At 45.3% G+C, this 15650-nt stretch carries 16 protein-coding genes; all 16 read right to left on the bottom strand.

The genetic code is table 11. The annotated features are described in order from the left end of the window. Positions 1–14 precede the first annotated feature (14 nt). The gene (locus NSQ68_RS10485; RefSeq protein ID WP_342428776.1) at positions 15–1082 is read right to left on the bottom strand and encodes a membrane dipeptidase; all 1068 of its coding nucleotides are present in this window, start codon (positions 1080–1082) and stop codon (positions 15–17) included. Positions 1083–1204: 122 nt separating this feature from the next. After that, the gene (locus tag NSQ68_RS10480; RefSeq protein ID WP_007430104.1) at positions 1205–1465 is read right to left on the bottom strand and encodes a stage V sporulation protein S; all 261 of its coding nucleotides are present in this window, start codon (positions 1463–1465) and stop codon (positions 1205–1207) included. Between the two features lie 129 nt (positions 1466–1594). After that, positions 1595–2389, bottom strand: a complete 795-nt coding sequence (locus NSQ68_RS10475) for a TIGR00282 family metallophosphoesterase (protein WP_342429102.1) — start codon at positions 2387–2389, stop codon at positions 1595–1597. A 77-nt stretch (positions 2390–2466) separates the two neighbouring features. Further along, a complete protein-coding gene (rny, locus tag NSQ68_RS10470; RefSeq protein ID WP_013309958.1) occupies positions 2467–4011 on the bottom strand; it encodes a ribonuclease Y in 1545 nt (514 codons plus the stop codon). 374 nt (positions 4012–4385) lie between these two features. Beyond that, positions 4386–5135: a RecX family transcriptional regulator gene (locus NSQ68_RS10465; RefSeq protein WP_342428775.1), complete on the bottom strand. Its 750-nt coding sequence runs from the start codon at positions 5133–5135 to the stop codon at positions 4386–4388. Between the two features lie 195 nt (positions 5136–5330). Beyond that, complete coding sequence (gene recA, locus NSQ68_RS10460; protein ID WP_023988239.1) at positions 5331–6392, bottom strand: recombinase RecA; 1062 nt, start codon at positions 6390–6392, stop codon at positions 5331–5333. A 242-nt stretch (positions 6393–6634) separates the two neighbouring features. Continuing rightward, positions 6635–7903 (bottom strand): competence/damage-inducible protein A, encoded by a 1269-nt coding sequence (locus tag NSQ68_RS10455; RefSeq protein ID WP_342428774.1) that lies wholly within the window; start codon positions 7901–7903, stop codon positions 6635–6637. 95 nt (positions 7904–7998) lie between these two features. Beyond that, a complete protein-coding gene (gene pgsA, locus NSQ68_RS10450) occupies positions 7999–8586 on the bottom strand; it encodes a CDP-diacylglycerol--glycerol-3-phosphate 3-phosphatidyltransferase (protein ID WP_013309954.1) in 588 nt (195 codons plus the stop codon). 210 nt (positions 8587–8796) lie between these two features. After that, the gene (locus tag NSQ68_RS10445) at positions 8797–9288 is read right to left on the bottom strand and encodes a YajQ family cyclic di-GMP-binding protein (protein ID WP_013309953.1); all 492 of its coding nucleotides are present in this window, start codon (positions 9286–9288) and stop codon (positions 8797–8799) included. Positions 9289–9432: 144 nt separating this feature from the next. Continuing rightward, positions 9433–9597, bottom strand: coding sequence for a hypothetical protein (locus tag NSQ68_RS10440; protein WP_023988236.1), 165 nt, complete (start codon positions 9595–9597; stop codon positions 9433–9435). 84 nt (positions 9598–9681) lie between these two features. Beyond that, the gene (locus NSQ68_RS10435) at positions 9682–10770 is read right to left on the bottom strand and encodes a RodZ domain-containing protein (RefSeq protein WP_342428773.1); all 1089 of its coding nucleotides are present in this window, start codon (positions 10768–10770) and stop codon (positions 9682–9684) included. 30 nt (positions 10771–10800) lie between these two features. Then, positions 10801–11574: a DUF3388 domain-containing protein gene (locus tag NSQ68_RS10430; RefSeq protein WP_013370747.1), complete on the bottom strand. Its 774-nt coding sequence runs from the start codon at positions 11572–11574 to the stop codon at positions 10801–10803. A 227-nt stretch (positions 11575–11801) separates the two neighbouring features. Beyond that, complete coding sequence (locus NSQ68_RS10425; protein ID WP_013309950.1) at positions 11802–12056, bottom strand: DUF3243 domain-containing protein; 255 nt, start codon at positions 12054–12056, stop codon at positions 11802–11804. A 102-nt stretch (positions 12057–12158) separates the two neighbouring features. Beyond that, positions 12159–12926 (bottom strand): SDR family oxidoreductase, encoded by a 768-nt coding sequence (locus NSQ68_RS10420; RefSeq protein ID WP_307349904.1) that lies wholly within the window; start codon positions 12924–12926, stop codon positions 12159–12161. A 20-nt stretch (positions 12927–12946) separates the two neighbouring features. Further along, the gene (locus tag NSQ68_RS10415; protein WP_307349902.1) at positions 12947–14227 is read right to left on the bottom strand and encodes a pitrilysin family protein; all 1281 of its coding nucleotides are present in this window, start codon (positions 14225–14227) and stop codon (positions 12947–12949) included. A 2-nt stretch (positions 14228–14229) separates the two neighbouring features. Then, positions 14230–15510, bottom strand: a complete 1281-nt coding sequence (locus NSQ68_RS10410) for a pitrilysin family protein (protein WP_342428772.1) — start codon at positions 15508–15510, stop codon at positions 14230–14232. Between the last annotated feature and the right edge of the window lie 140 nt (positions 15511–15650).

Here is a 15650-nt window from a genome sequence, read left to right as displayed (position 1 = left end):
TAGTAAATAGCTATTTAAGAAGACATTTGGGAAGGCAGATTCGTTTGCAGGTATTCCAGTGCATGACCTCCCAGCCATCCCTTGACTAGCTCCTCAGGGTAATGCTTCAGCAGCAGTTCTGCAAAAGCCGGATATTTCCCCGAGTGCTCCAAGCCTTGCACATGGTGCTCGATACCGTCAAAATCAGAGCCAAACATCAAATGCCTTTCGCCGCCTAATGAACAAATATGCTCAATATGCGGTAGCAGATCCTCAGCGGTTACTGTACCCTGCTCTTTAAGAAACATGGTGACGAAGGTCAAACCAATCCGTCCGTTACGGGCGATCAGTGCACGAATCTGTTCATCCCGTAGATTACGAGGATGAGCACATCTCGCAAAGACATTCGAATGCGAGGCGATGGGCGGTAGAGTGGCCTCCTCCAGCACCTCCCAGAAGCCCTGTACGGACAGATGTGACACATCTAACAGCAGTCCCAGGTCATTACAGCGATTGACCAAATCGCGCCCCTTGCTAGTCAGCCCGCCACCTCTATGTTCCATAATGCCGTCAGCTGCCCAGTTCGCATAATTCCATGTCAGCCCAATCAATCGTATTCCCATGGCATAGCACAATTCTGCATAAAAAAGGTTCCCTTCCAGCGCATCTACCCCTTCCAGTGAGAGCAAAGCCCAAGGTGCCCATGTATGATCCGTCCCATTACCATCCAAATACGTTATCTTTTCCGTGCGCTTCTCTTCTCCTGCCTGCTTTACTTGCTCCTCCTGATGCACTGCGGACGCATTTTTACACATTGCCAAGTCTTCCTTCCACAGCAATGGTCTCAACCCACCGGAGATAGAGGTAACATGCTGCCTGAACAGCTCAATTTGACGAACCACATGCTCAAATCTTGGAGTGCCTAATACCTGTGAAATATATATAGCAAACGTTTGCAACTGCACGTTACCTTCTAGCAAACGTTCTTTTGTGACATCAAGCGATGGATGACTGAAATCGATCTGCGCATCGAGCTGCATTTTACATAACACATCACAATGGAAGTCAACAACTGGCCAATTCACTTTTAGCTTATCATTCATGCATCTTACCTCCATTTTATAGATTGAAGCACCGCAAATTTATTTTAAAAATCGTAGCAACAGACTCAAATGCAAAAAAGCCCGTTTACAAATCGTAAACAGGCTCAGGCAACTTACATTTATTATCTTGGCTCTACAATCAATTTGATCGCAGTCCGATCTTCTCCATCAATAACAATGTCTGTAAAAGCAGGAATACAAATCAAATCCACTCCGCTTGGTGCGACAAATCCCCGGGCAATGGCTACCGCTTTAATGGCTTGGTTTAGTGCACCCGCTCCAATCGCCTGTAATTCTGCATTTCCGCGTTCACGCAGTACTCCTGCGAGTGCGCCTGCAACTGAATTAGGATTGGATTTTGCTGATACTTTTAATACATCCATAGTAAGTACCTCCCCTGGGAATGATGATGGTTTGATTCCACTATTAGATGTTATTCGCGGGTCAGCAAAAAATTCCTGCTTTTTGGTGACAGTTTTCCTTATTCTTTCCTTAAGAAGCTCACAAAAAAGTTAATCCATCCGCCATTCATCTTCTTTGAGTCTGATTTTCTGAATTTTGCGGGCTTTTCCATCGTTATCATTCAGCTCTACGCTGATGGCATGAAATTGCCATTTGCCCATGTCCACTTGAAAACGTACCGGAAGCTGGGTCTGGAATTTCTGTAACACAGCCTCTTTCTGCATCCCAAGTACTCCCTCATAAGGACCTACCATTCCCGCATCTGTCTGATACGCAGTTCCTTGTGGCAAAATCGTATCGTCATTACTCTGTACATGTGTGTGCGTACCTACCACGATTGAAGCACGTCCATCCAAATGCCAACCCATAGCAATTTTTTCCGAGGTTGCTTCGGCGTGAAAATCAACTAGGATATGCTTATGTTTTTTCCGCAGCTCATCGACAATTTCATCTGCTGCACGGAATGGACAGTCAATAGCTGGCAAAAAGGTTCTACCTTGCAGATTAACAATAGCCAGCTCCTTACCTCCACCTTTTACAACGGTATACCCCCGGCCTGGTGTTCCTGGTGGAAAGTTAGCCGGGCGGATGATCCGTGGCTCATCATCTATAAAATCAAATATTTCCTTATTGTCCCAAGTATGATTTCCCATCGTAATCCCATGGACGCCCCAATCAAAAAACTCTCTGGCGATAGCAGGGGTTATGCCTCTTCCCGAAGCTGCATTTTCTCCGTTCACGATAATAACATGCGGATTGTATTTTGATTTGAGCGAAGGAAGATTCTCCCTCAGTGCCTTTCTGCCTACACTGCCGACGATGTCTCCAATAAATAATACGTTGATAGAAAGCCCTCCCTAGTCTGCCTTACATAAATGAAAAGTGGCCCTACAAACAGCGGCCACTTTTCATTGAAATGCTTTTATTTTGCGTATTCTACCGCACGGGTCTCGCGAATAACAGTAACTTTGATATGTCCCGGATAGTCCAGTTCATTCTCAATCGTTTTCGTAATATCGCGGGCCAGTCGGAATGCTTCCGCATCATCAATTTTCTCTGGCTGTACCATGACACGAACTTCGCGTCCGGCTTGAATCGCGTATGATTTTTCAACGCCTTCAAAAGATTCGGAGATGCGTTCCAGCTTCTCAAGACGACGAATGTACGTCTCTAGCGTTTCACGCCGCGCTCCCGGTCTTGCTGCTGATAGGGCATCTGCCGCCCCAACCAGCATGGCGATCACTGAAGTCGCTTCGCAGTCGCCGTGATGTGAAGCAATGCTGTTGATGACGACCGGGTGTTCCTTGTACTTCTTCGCCAGTTCCACGCCAATTTCAACGTGCGATCCTTCCACTTCGTGATCCAGCGCCTTCCCGATGTCATGCAGCAATCCTGCCCGTCTTGCCAGTACAACGTCTTCGCCCAGTTCCCCGGCCATTAGACCTGTCAAGTATGCAACTTCCATCGAGTGCTTTAATACGTTCTGTCCGTAACTCGTACGGAACTTAAGACGTCCCAAGATCTTGATCAAATCCGGATGCAAGCTATGCACGCCCACCTCAAATGTGGCCTGCTCACCATACTCACGGATTCGTTCGTCCACCTCTTTACGGGATTTTTCCACCATTTCTTCAATACGAGCCGGATGTATCCGTCCGTCCGCTACGAGCTTTTCAAGCGCAGTACGCGCAATCTCTCTACGAATCGGATCAAATCCGGACAAAATAACAGCTTCCGGCGTATCATCAATAATGAGGTCAATTCCTGTAAGGGTTTCAAGTGCACGGATATTACGGCCTTCGCGCCCGATAATCCGGCCTTTCATTTCTTCGTTCGGCAATGTGACAACAGAAACCGTCGTTTCTGCTACATGATCTGCCGCACAGCGTTGGATGGCCAGTGTGATGATTTCACGAGACTTTTTATCTGCTTCTTCTTTGGCCTGCTGTTCAATTTCTTTAATCATCTGAGCTGTTTCATGACGAACTTCCTGCTCTACGTTGGTCAGAATAATACTTCTTGCATCCTCCATCGTCAGATTGGAAATACGCTCCAACTCAGTTACCTGACTCTTGTAAATCAAATCAATTTGCTGCTGGGTTTCATCGATTCGTTTCTCTTTGTTGGCCACTTGTTCTTCTTTGCGTTCCAGCGATTCCAATTTTTTATCCAGCGATTCTTCTTTTTGCAGCAATCTTCGTTCCTGTCGTTGAATTTCATTGCGACGTTCACGAGTTTCTTTTTCAGCTTCGGCACGGATGCGGTGGATTTCATCTTTCGCTTCCAATACCGTTTCCTTCTTCAGCGCTTCTGCCTCTTTTTTCGCGTTCTCCACGATTTGCGCGGCAGCTTCTTCCGCACTGGAGATCTTAGCTTCTGCAATAGATTTGCGAATAAAATAACCAATCCCGAACCCAAAGAATAACGCGGCTACAGCAACGAGAACGAACCAGATCGCAGTCATCATACTGTTCACCTCCCCGTTGGTTCCTCCAAGGCATTCCTTGGGACTTTTTGTAATTGTCACATTTACTTTGATCGTCAAACTAAGATAACGACACAAGGTCGTTTCATTTCATATGCACATGCTTTCACATGTACAATTCCGCCTGGCATAGCGGCATCACTTGTTATTTGGCGATGAGAACTCACCCGTGGATTCCGCTTTTTTGGAAGGAAAAAGGGCGTTCCACAAGTATCGTTTCATATATATTTTATTATTTGACAAATGGCATTGTCAAGGGAATGCAAACATTAGTAGACTACCATGCAGCTTTCCATGTAATAACTAGCTCATCCTATCCGTTCATACTAGCAAAAGGTTCAGCAGCCGTTTGGCAATTATTCCTCCCACTGCAACAATTCCTCGTCATCTGGAGCAGCGTCATGCTCGGCCGCAGTGAGATGATTGACCACTCGGCGTGTCAAATCCCCCGAATATCCGCGTCTCATGAGAAAAGGGTAGGTTTTCCTTTTTTTCTCCATTATATCACCACGTACCTGATTCCATTTCTTACGTCCGACCGTCAAAGCACTCTCCCACTCCTCATTATCGGTGATTTCACCTAACGCTTCCCCTATAGAGGCTTTAGAGATGCCCTTCTGACGAAGTTCTTGCCTAACCCACATCTTCCCCTTACGTTGGCTAGTTATACGCTGCCTTGCCCATTGACGAGCGTACAAATCATCATCCACGAGTTGCTCCCTTTCCAGTCGGACCATTACTTCGTCAATAACAGACTGATCCAGTTCTTTTTGCACCAAACGCTGGGCAATTTCCTGACGTGTGCGAGGCTTTCGCCCCAAATATCGAAGCGCGAGTACATAGGCCTGTTGCTTTTCATCTGCCAGAACAATATCTTCCAGTTCCTTTTTGACGAATGACGTTCCTTTGAACATATTGTACTTGATCATTACATCTTCTAATACAGACAGTGAATACGGGCCAAAATGAATGATATAGCGTCCACGTTTGCGTCCCTGTCCCTGCTCTACCCTAGTAATCATCAATTCCTCATGATCCGGAAAAAGAGAAATCTCTTGTTGCTTATTTGCTTCCGAAGTATATTCATCTTCATCGTCCAACTGCAATATGTTTCCCTCACTTTGAAATTCACGAAAGCAGCCTTTGGACAACTGCTACGCAAAAGTTAGATTCCGCTGACAAAGCAGCTTTAATTGATGCAAAAATGCCCTGCACAACTGTGCAGGGCATCAGAATCATGCTATTTAACCGGATTGTGCCATAACCCTGGCTCCAGTTCACAAATCAGGATTCACCAAGCTTTATTCAAGCTCCAACAATTCCTGTTCTTCCTTGGCTTGCTGTGCCAACTCTTCTTCTGTAGGCGGAGCAACCGTCGTAATCAAATTGCTGGCCACCCGAATTTTTTGCTCGATCGTACTAGCAATGTTCGGATTTTCCTTCAAAAATTGCTTCGCATTCTCACGTCCCTGACCAAGGCGCTCACCTTCGTAGGAATACCAAGCTCCACTCTTGTCGACAATGTCATGCTCCGTACCGATATCGATCAAGCTACCTTCCTTGGAAATGCCCTCACCGTACATAATGTCCACTTCAGCCTGACGGAATGGAGGGGCAACTTTATTCTTCACGACTTTAATACGTGTGCGGTTACCCACAATGTCGTTACCCATTTTCAAACTTTCAATACGACGAACATCCAAACGTACCGTAGAGTAAAACTTCAAGGCACGTCCACCTGGTGTTGTTTCAGGGTTACCGAACATAACACCTACTTTTTCACGTAGCTGGTTAATAAAAATAGCAATAGTTTTCGATTTGTTAATGGCTCCAGACAGCTTACGCAATGCCTGCGACATCAGACGCGCTTGAAGACCGACGTGGGAATCTCCCATTTCGCCTTCAATCTCTGCCTTCGGCACAAGTGCCGCTACGGAGTCAACAACTACAATGTCTACTGCTCCACTACGTACAAGGGCTTCGGCAATCTCAAGCGCCTGCTCCCCTGTATCTGGTTGCGATAGTAACAACTCATCAATATTGACACCCAGCTTGCTTGCATACGACGGATCAAGCGCATGCTCGGCGTCGATAAAGGCGGCTTGTCCGCCTGTTTTTTGCACCTCTGCGATAGCGTGAAGAGCTACTGTCGTTTTACCGGATGATTCCGGTCCGTATATTTCAATAACCCGGCCTCTTGGAAAGCCGCCCGTTCCTAACGCAATATCCAAAGCAATCGAACCACTGGGGATCGTTTCCACTTGCATATGGGTAGACTCACCCAACTTCATAATGGAACCTTTACCAAATTGCTTTTCTATTTGACGGAGCGCCATATCCAGCGCAGCACGACGATCTGACAATAAACTCACATCCTTCATTGTTTGTACTTTAATAATACCTTGTTTTGACACGCTTGCCAAGCATTTTTTCGAACATACATTCGTTTTTTTTATTCACACAGCTCTCTTCTATAATTACACCTGTCTCTTAACACAAAAAAAGAACCGCTGGCAAAAGGCTTTGCAACGGTTCTTCCGATAAAGTGATTATATCATGAATATCTATCTAAAACAACTCTACGACCCACACTGTACATAGATGATTAAGAGAGTTTCTCGTTCTCTACCAGCCTGCGCCACAATCTGTACAGAATCGCTTTGACTGATCGCAGTCGGATTGTTTCGCGGTTACCACTCAGTCTCAGTTCATGTACTTCCGTTTCCTTGTCGCGTTCAGCAATGCCAATATACACTAGTCCGACTGGCTTCCGTTCGGAATACCCAGGCCCGGCTACACCAGTAACTGAAAGTCCAAAATCGCTGTCCATGATCATTCTCGCCTGCTCTGCAAGCACAAGGGCCACTTCCTTACTCACTGCACCTGGCGCTTGATCCCCTTCCAAATAATCATAAGGCACATTGAGTAATTTCATCTTCATTTCATTGGAATAGCACACGATGCCACCTTGAAACATAGTAGCACTGCCAGGTATAGAAGTGATGTGTTCCATCAGCATTCCACCTGTACAGCTTTCTGCCGCACTCACAGTGAATCCGCGATTGGCCATTAGATCTACGATAACCTTCTCCAACGTAACATCTTCGCTTGCATACATAAATTCCGAAAGACGCTGCTGAATTTCTACTTCCGTAGCCGTCAGCTTAATCAATGCTTCACTTTCGCTGGCCGCCTTGGTGGATATACGGATCGTGACTTCCCCTTCCTTGGCATAAGGAGCAATCGTGGGATCTGTCTGGGATTGGATCAGATCTAACAAACGGGTTTCAAGAGCTGACTCACCAATCCCTGCAAATTTTAGCATTTTTGAATAAATTGGCATTTCCTCACCGCTCAATGCCTGCTGAAGCAACCAAGGTTTGGCCTGGTTTGCAAACATCGGTTTGAGTTCCTTAGGAGGTCCAGGCAAAACTACATAAAATTTACCGTCCTGTGCAATTGCGTCGCCCACAGCTAGCCCTGTCTCATTTTCAAGCGGAGTAGCACCTTCAATAGAAAGCGCCTGCCGGCGGTTATTCTCGGTCATTTCTACCCCACGGTTACGGAAAAATTGATCTAGCTTGTCCATTGCAAGACGATCTATGTGCAATTTCCGCCCCAATACAGCCGCTATCGCCTCTTTCGTCAAATCATCCTGAGTCGGCCCCAGACCGCCGGAAAACAAAATAATATCCGCACGCTTCTGAGCAATTCTTATCGCTTCCTGAAGCCGATTTATGTTATCGCCAACCACAGTCTGGAAATATACATCGATTCCGATTGTAGCCAGCTCTTGTGACAAATATTGAGCATTTGTATTCACTATTTGTCCGAGCAATAACTCTGTTCCTACCGCAATTATTTCAGCTTTCATCAATTCTTCCTCCTGTACTGCGAATATGATGGGAATTATATAAAGAAACAGCAATAAGTTTAGTCCCTATTGCTGTTTCCATAAAATTTATACTGTTAAACTTTGGAGGAGCTCAGCAAATGGATATTTTTCACGAAATAATCAATACCCGAATAAATGGTGATCAACACCGCTGCCCATATCGCTATTAAATCAAACGGTATACCCAGAAAAACAAACGGGAAATTATTAATGAGCAGCGCTACTATAGCAACAATCTGAATGATCGTCTTTAATTTGCCCCAATTGCTTGCAGCAACCACAGACCCATCCAATAAGGCAATCTGACGCAGACCCGTAACCGCAAACTCACGGCTCACAATCACAACGACAATCCATGAATCAATTTTCCCCATTTCTACCAAGGAAACCAAAATAGCGGTTACCAAGAGCTTATCAGCAAGGGGGTCCAACAGCTTGCCCAAATTGGTGACCATATTATTTTTACGTGCCAAATATCCGTCAAGACCGTCCGTGCTGGCTGCTACAAGGAAAATGATAGCCGCAATCAGCTGATTATACGGCAGCTTGAAAGCTCCGATCTCAATCGGTGGCGGATAAAAATCAAAGTCCACCAGCAAAGCCAGCATCATCACCGGGATAAGGCAAATCCGCGTTATTGTAATTCTGTTGGGTAAATTCACAACACACTCTCCCCTGATTATCGTACTTGATTACAAATGGCAGTTTTCGGATTAAATTCAATCCTATGTAAATCGCTTTCGGCGAGCGCTATACACCTGAATTGTCTGCATTTTCGTTACAAGTATAATATGGCGCAAAACGCATGTCAAAATAACCTGCCACACATCAAGCAACGTTTTTTTCTGCAAAATATATGAGGGAAAACGTCTTTATTTCATGTTTGTAAATTGAAGCTCCAATGGCAAATCAGCTTTACGTAGCAATTGAATGATCGCCTGTAAATCATCCCTGTTTTTCCCGGTCACCCGGATTTGATCACCTTGAATCTGACTTTTAACTTTTAGCTTGGAGTCCCGAATAAGAATGTTAATTTTCTTGGCATTATCCTGATCAATTCCCTGCTTCAGCGAAAGACGCTGACGCACTGAACCTAGAGAAGCGGGTTCCAATTTGCCATACTCCACATTTTTGAGGGACAGACCTCGTTTGGCCATTTTAGATTGCAAAATATCAATCACCGCATTCAGCTTGTATTCGTCTTCCGATGCAATCGTAAGAGCTTCTTTCTCAAGCTTGAGGCTACTTTTGCTATCCTTGAAATCAAATCGTGTTTCAATTTCACGCTCCGTCTGATGAACCGCATTTGTTAACTCCTGCATATCCATTTTGGAGACGATATCAAATGAATTTTCTGAAGCCATCGTTTCACTTTCCTTTCCACAACAAAGTTCAATATCTAATTATAGGCTAGTCATTTACAAAAATCCAATAATCAGTTGACTAAAAAGGCGTTTTCGCCAGTTTTCCTGACAAAAACGCCTTTGTTTCATTTACGGTCAAAATATCTAATTATGGCTTCGTGTTGGAGTTCGGAACATATCCAAAAGTCCAAGCACAATGTGAGCAAGACCAAAGCCCAGTATGCCATAGCCCCATGCATTCGGTGTCAGATAATAGCCCAGTAAACTGACAATTATACCGAGCCCAGTCACAATCCAGCTGACGGTCATAACGTATACACCTCACTTTGCGGAAAATGAAATGACTGCCTTTTCAAGAATTACAGTCATTAGTATTTCCTCGCACCAAGGCGTTTATTCACCATTAGTAGTTGTAGAATCTGTACCACTTTGTGCTGAATCCGTACTGCTACCTGTCGTAGAATCTGCAGGTAAACCCGTCACCCCTGCACTCGTTCCGGTCGAAGAGGCTTCTCCTTGCTGTATCAGTACACGAGTAGTCGATTTATTATCTGTTATCGGTTGACCTGCTACGGAAATATCTGTGGCAGAAGACCGTCCTGATTTGATATATAAACCTTCTGGACCAATATCGAAAGACATGGCATCTCCACTTTTTGTCATACCATAACTCAGTTTTTCTCCACGGGAATTTTCTCCCTTATACACTTCAAGCCAGCTTTCACCCGTAGCTTTAATATCAACCTTGGCTGTGGCTCCCGTTGCACTGGAAACTTTAAAAATCGTCGTCTTGCCTTGCTTGCCGTCCTGTGCCACAGTTACACCTTGTTGTGGAGTAGTCGTATCCGGCTGCTGTCCAGTATTTGGAGTAGTAGCATCCGTATTCCCCGTACCATCTGGCTGAGTTTGCCCGGTTTGCCCCGCACCAGGAGTCTGCCCACCAGCACCATTTGGAGCCGTCGTTTGACCATTGTTCGGCTGTGTCGTAGTGGTATCAGGAGTTGACGTGTTTGGTGTTGTGTTTGGTGTTGTGCTTGGTGTTGTATTTGGTGTAGTAATCGGTGTTGTGTTTTCTGCTGTTTTTGGAGTTGAATGGTTGTTGCTCACCCAATAAGCATAAATAACCCCAACAATGAGAACTAGAAAAAGCCACATTAACGCTGTAGGCAACCATTTAAGATTACCAATCGTGGCGGGACGGCTGGAGCGTTTCTGTGTAACAGGCTCCATGACTGCTTCCGGTTCAGGTTCAGGCACATTGCTTTGATGCCCTTCCAGAATCTCATCAGGATTCAACCCGACCGTTTCAGCGTATGTTTTAATAAAAGCTCTGACATAAAAGCTTCCCGGCAGCACTTTGTAATCGCCCGTCTCAATGGCTTCCAGATAACGTTTGCGTATCTTCGTCATTTCCTGAACATCGTCAAGGCTCAATCCTTTTTGCAGCCGGGCCTCCTTTAATTGCTGACCCAGTTCTGACATGTCATCATCTCCTTGTGTAATTACGCTTATTTAAAGATCTTCTGTATAACTGGCTGTAAAGGTATCATAGATAATTTCCTCAGCCGGATTATTGCGAAGTTCAATAATGATATTGAAATCGTCAAAGCTGTATCCCGATTCACGTACAAATACATCAGGATGCTCAATCACTTTAGTACTTGGCATGCTCATAATTTCCTGAAGCAGGTGATAATGTCTTTCATTTGACCGAATTGTACTCACAATACCATCAATAATAAACACATTGTTTGGGTTCATTTCTTCTTCAGAGAGCTGACTGCGTACCGTCTGTCGTAGTAGCGTCGAAGATACAAAAGTCCAACGCTTCATTGCGCATACACTACTGGCAATAATGGATTCTGTTTTGCCCACACGTGGCATCCCGCGAAGACCGATCACCTGATTGCCATCCCTCTTTAATACTTCACCCAAAAAATCGACCAGCAACCCAAGCTCATCGCGTGTAAAGCGAAATGTTTTACGATCATCCGAATCCCGATCGATGTAACGGCCATGTCTTACTGCCAATATATCAACCAGTCTCGGAGCACGTAAGGCCGTGACTGTAATGTTGCTCGCTTTTTTTAACGTGTCTCCGAGAATACGTATCTTCTCATCATCGTCCGTTTCAAGCAACATCCCCCTTCTTTCACCTTCAACACCGTTGATCGTCAGTATATTAACCCCCAGAATACCAAGCATGGAAGCAATGTCTCCCAGCAGTCCGGGTCGATTTTTATGTATCTTGTACTCCATGTACCACTGTTTCGTTTCTTCCGTCACGTTAGCACCTCATTCACATTCAAACCGTCAACAACTCCAAATCAAAGCATTATTGTATCATAAAATAACATCTTTCGACAAAACCAATTATTGAAATTTGATAGGCTGCATTGTGTTGTAAGCCTCAATCACGTTTATGATATATAAATTACAATGGAATTACAAGAACAGCTCTGTAACCATTACAGAAAAGCCCCCAAAAGGGAGCTTTTCATGTTGGTTCTTACTTATGCGTTGCTCTTGGCCAATTTAACCATTAGCCGGGCGATGGTGTGACGCTCGTCCTCATCGGCAACTCCCCACAGTTCTTTCAATGCGCGGTTGGAGTGGTTGGCTGGATCGACCTTCTCATCCAGAAAATCACCGATTTCATAAGCAAGCTCTGAAATGGTATCTTGGCTGATTCCCAGCTTCTCCGCTTGCTCTACACGCTGACCGAGGAACTTTTTCCAAACATCAAAATTCTGAACAACTGTTGACATACTTAAATCCTCCTTAGATGATTCAGATTTAAAATCAACAGTTGTAATATGCTCTTCTCAGACGCTTACTATACTGGTGGATTCCTCCAAGCGCTATTTCCCTTAAGTCACCCATCCTCCGTTAGGACTTATGACCTGGCCATTAATATAACCTGACTCAGGAAGCGCAAGAAAATAAACCAGGGATGATATCTCATCAGGTCGAGCCAATCGTCCGGCAGGAATTTCTTCTTCCAAACTGGTAATTTCGCCTTCATCCAAATGATCCAGCATCGACGTATTCACTGCACCTGGAGCTACTGCATTCACTGTCACCCCGGAAGGTGCTACCTCTTGAGCCAGCGCTTTAGTGAAAGCGTTAATGCCTCCCTTGGTGGTGGAATACAACACCTCGCACGAAGCGCCACATATCCCCCACACGGAGGAAACATTCACAATGCGGCCATAGCGTTGAGAAATCATATGTGGCATAAAAACCTGCGTACACAGAAAGGTTCCCTTAACATTGACTGCCATCACTTCGTCCCATTCCTCTTCCGTAACATCTGTCAACAGCCCATAATGAGATAATCCAGCGTTGTTCACAAGAATATCCGGCTTCATCCCGTGATTATCCAGCTTTTCCCGCATGCGTTCGATCTGCTCCTTGCTCCGCAGATCCGCTGACACGGTCATTACCTTGCCTGAATAAGCCATGCAACGACGGGCAACTTCATTTGCTTTTTCATGGGACTTCATGTAGTGAATGACCACATTCATCCCTACAGCTGCAAAACGCTCAGCAATAGCCGCACCAATTCCGCCACTCGCTCCTGTAATCAGCACAGTTGTATCACCAATCGCTTTTAATTCTCCGCCCTCAGTGGTCATCGTTTCCCTCTCCCTGGACATTACGGACTCACCACTAGTGATATTGCGAGTTGATCCCACTGGATATGGTCTTTCAGACGGCGATTTACATCCTCAAGCGTGATACTTTCATAAATCGGAAGCAGTTGGAAAAAATCGCTACCCCGGAAGCGATGTCTTGTAAATTCATGCGCAATATTTTCTGGTGAATTGAGTGTACGTAGATAACCACCGATTTTCTTTTTGCGTGCCCGTTCAAAATGTTCTGCTGCAAAGCCCTGCTTCTGGATGGACTCCACCTCTTCACGTATTCTTGCCAACAGTCGATCCGGGTCTTTGGTATCCCCGCCGATTGCGGAAAATGCATATTGCTGCGTACTATTGTACTCATGACCAAAACTGTCCGAAATCAGATCCTCATCGTAGAGCTTTTGATACAGTTGTGTACTGGAACCAAATAGGAGATCAAGCATCAGCTTGGTTTCCAGATCATGACGAAGCAATTCTTCACCCGTTAAGCCTACTTCAGCCTCCTTGAATCCAAACAGTAGCTTTGGCAGAGAAACGGCCAGCTTCACCTCACGACGTGGTTCTGCAACTGTAGTGGGTTCATCGTCGAAAATCCGCTCAATCTCTCCCTGCGGCTTATAGTCCTTTTTGGCCTGATTGTTACGTACCAGCTCTATTACTTCAGCTGGTTCCACTCCGCCCACTACAAAAAGAATCATATTGCTTGGGTGGTAGAAAGCTTCATAGCAACTGTACAGCGTTTCCTTTGTAATCGTACTGATGGATTGAATCGTACCTGCGATATCAATATGCACCGGATGGACCTTGTACAACGCCTCGATCAGACCAAAGTAACTCCGCCAATCGGGGTTATCCTCATACATATTGATTTCCTGGCCGATAATGCCTTTTTCCTTCTCTACATTTTCATCTGTAAAGTAAGGATGCTGTACAAAATTGACCAACGTGGTCAAATTTTCTTGAATACGCTCAGTTGCCGAAAACAGATATACGGTTTGATCAAAGCTCGTAAATGCGTTCGCCGATGCCCCATTAGAGGAAAAGGTAGCAAAAATATCTCCTTCAGGCTCTTCAAACATTTTATGCTCCAAAAAATGGGCTATGCCATCCGGCACCTTTACGGGCTGTTGACCTTCTACGCGGAAATGATTATCAACCGAGCCGTATTTAGTCGCAAATGTGGCGTACGTCTTCTGAAAACCCGGTTTGGGCAACACATAAACGTGTAAGCCGTTATCCATTACTTCATAGTACAGCGTTTCTTGCAAATGCTCATAAGGTATATGCTCCACCGTTATTCCCCCTTCTGGTCTCTCAAGAAATAAATAGTGTCCAGTCGGAACGTCCGGGCGGCATCCTGAACATCCTGCACCTTGACTGCCTCCACCTGACTCAGCAGCTCATCTACCGTCCGCTCTTTACCGGAAAGCTGTCTGTTAAAATCATAGGCGATCATTTCAAAAGCGGAATCCTGCATCTCCTTTAGCAAGTTGCGAATCATCGCCTGCGTTTGGGTCATTTCCAGCTCAGTAATCGCTCCGTTTTGCGTATCTTCCAGTTGCTTGCGGATAATAGTAACCGCTTTTTCATAATTAGGAATTTCAATACCAGATTGAATCGTACCAATCCCTTTATGCCCGTCATACCGCGATGAAGCGTAATACGCCAAACTTTCCTTTTCCCTTACATTAACGAACAGCTTTGAATGCGGATACCCGCCCAGAATGCCATTGTACATCAGAGCGGATGCATAGCGATCGTCACCATACGTAATAGGGGTCCGCAGCCCCATGTTGAGCTTGCCCTGGTTCACATCAAGACGCTCTACAACAGTTTGAACATCACGCTCTACCGACTTGGGCTGTTCCGGAACATACCCTGCTTCCGCTGAACGGTTCAATTGAAAATAGCGATCAACAAACTTCTCAACTTCTTCTAGCGTCGTATCTCCCACAACGTATAAATCCATGCTGGCATGATTCAGCCATTCTCCATAAGCCTCATACAAGCTCTGTGCATCTATACTGTCCAGATCAGATCGTTGACCAAGAGGGTGCAGACGATAAGGCTCATCTTTGCACATTTCCTCCATGCAGCGCTCACCAGCATAACGTATTTTATCGTTAACCATAGATTCCAGCTTCTTGCGCACATTTTCTCGTTCCTGCTGGACGTATCCAGTTTGAAATGCATCATTTTCCAATGCAGGCTTCGTCAGCACTTCTCCAAGGAAAGCAAACGAACGATCCAGCAAACTATCCGGACTGTTTACAAAGCTGTCATTAATCGTATCCATGCGAAATTGCACGATCTGATAATCTCCACGTTTATACACATCGAATCCGAAACCTGCGCCATACAATTGCTCTAACTGTTCTCTGAATTGTGTAGTCTGCGGATACGATTCTGTACCCCGGCGCAGAACGAAAGGTACCAGCCCCACTCGAGTTACGGTTTCCTCCCGTAGCGGAGTGCCTACATACAATGATATAGCAAACGTCTTAAAGCGCTTGGTCGGCAGTACATGAATCCTCAGTTGTCTGCGTGTGCCACGCTCGAAACCTGTTTTGTTCAAGTCCAAAACTCCTTTGTGACGTCAATTGGCGTCTAGCCTTTGATTAGCATTAGCTGCTGTAAATCGTCCTCCTGTAAAGAGGTAAAGTGTACCAATCTTTATTCTAACCATGCAAAAGCCAAGAAGCAACCGGAGACAAG

The organism is Paenibacillus sp. FSL L8-0158 (assembly GCF_038592965.1).
Lineage (GTDB): Bacteria > Bacillota > Bacilli > Paenibacillales > Paenibacillaceae > Paenibacillus > Paenibacillus polymyxa_D.
The sequence above is the reverse complement of the archived record's forward strand: the minus strand, read 5'-3'. Positions and strand labels throughout refer to the sequence as shown.

Coding starts and splice junctions, on each gene's coding strand:
- NSQ68_RS10485 (WP_342428776.1), bottom strand. CDS start 1,082: ATGAATGATAAGCTAAAAGTGAATTGGCCAGTTGTTGACTTCCATTGT.
- NSQ68_RS10480 (WP_007430104.1), bottom strand. CDS start 1,465: ATGGATGTATTAAAAGTATCAGCAAAATCCAATCCTAATTCAGTTGCA.
- rny (WP_013309958.1), bottom strand. CDS start 4,011: ATGATGACTGCGATCTGGTTCGTTCTCGTTGCTGTAGCCGCGTTATTC.
- NSQ68_RS10455 (WP_342428774.1), bottom strand. CDS start 7,903: ATGAAAGCTGAAATAATTGCGGTAGGAACAGAGTTATTGCTCGGACAA.
- NSQ68_RS10445 (WP_013309953.1), bottom strand. CDS start 9,288: ATGGCTTCAGAAAATTCATTTGATATCGTCTCCAAAATGGATATGCAG.
- NSQ68_RS10440 (WP_023988236.1), bottom strand. CDS start 9,597: ATGACCGTCAGCTGGATTGTGACTGGGCTCGGTATAATTGTCAGTTTA.
- NSQ68_RS10435 (WP_342428773.1), bottom strand. CDS start 10,770: ATGTCAGAACTGGGTCAGCAATTAAAGGAGGCCCGGCTGCAAAAAGGA.
- NSQ68_RS10425 (WP_013309950.1), bottom strand. CDS start 12,056: ATGTCAACAGTTGTTCAGAATTTTGATGTTTGGAAAAAGTTCCTCGGT.
- NSQ68_RS10420 (WP_307349904.1), bottom strand. CDS start 12,926: ATGACCACTGAGGGCGGAGAATTAAAAGCGATTGGTGATACAACTGTG.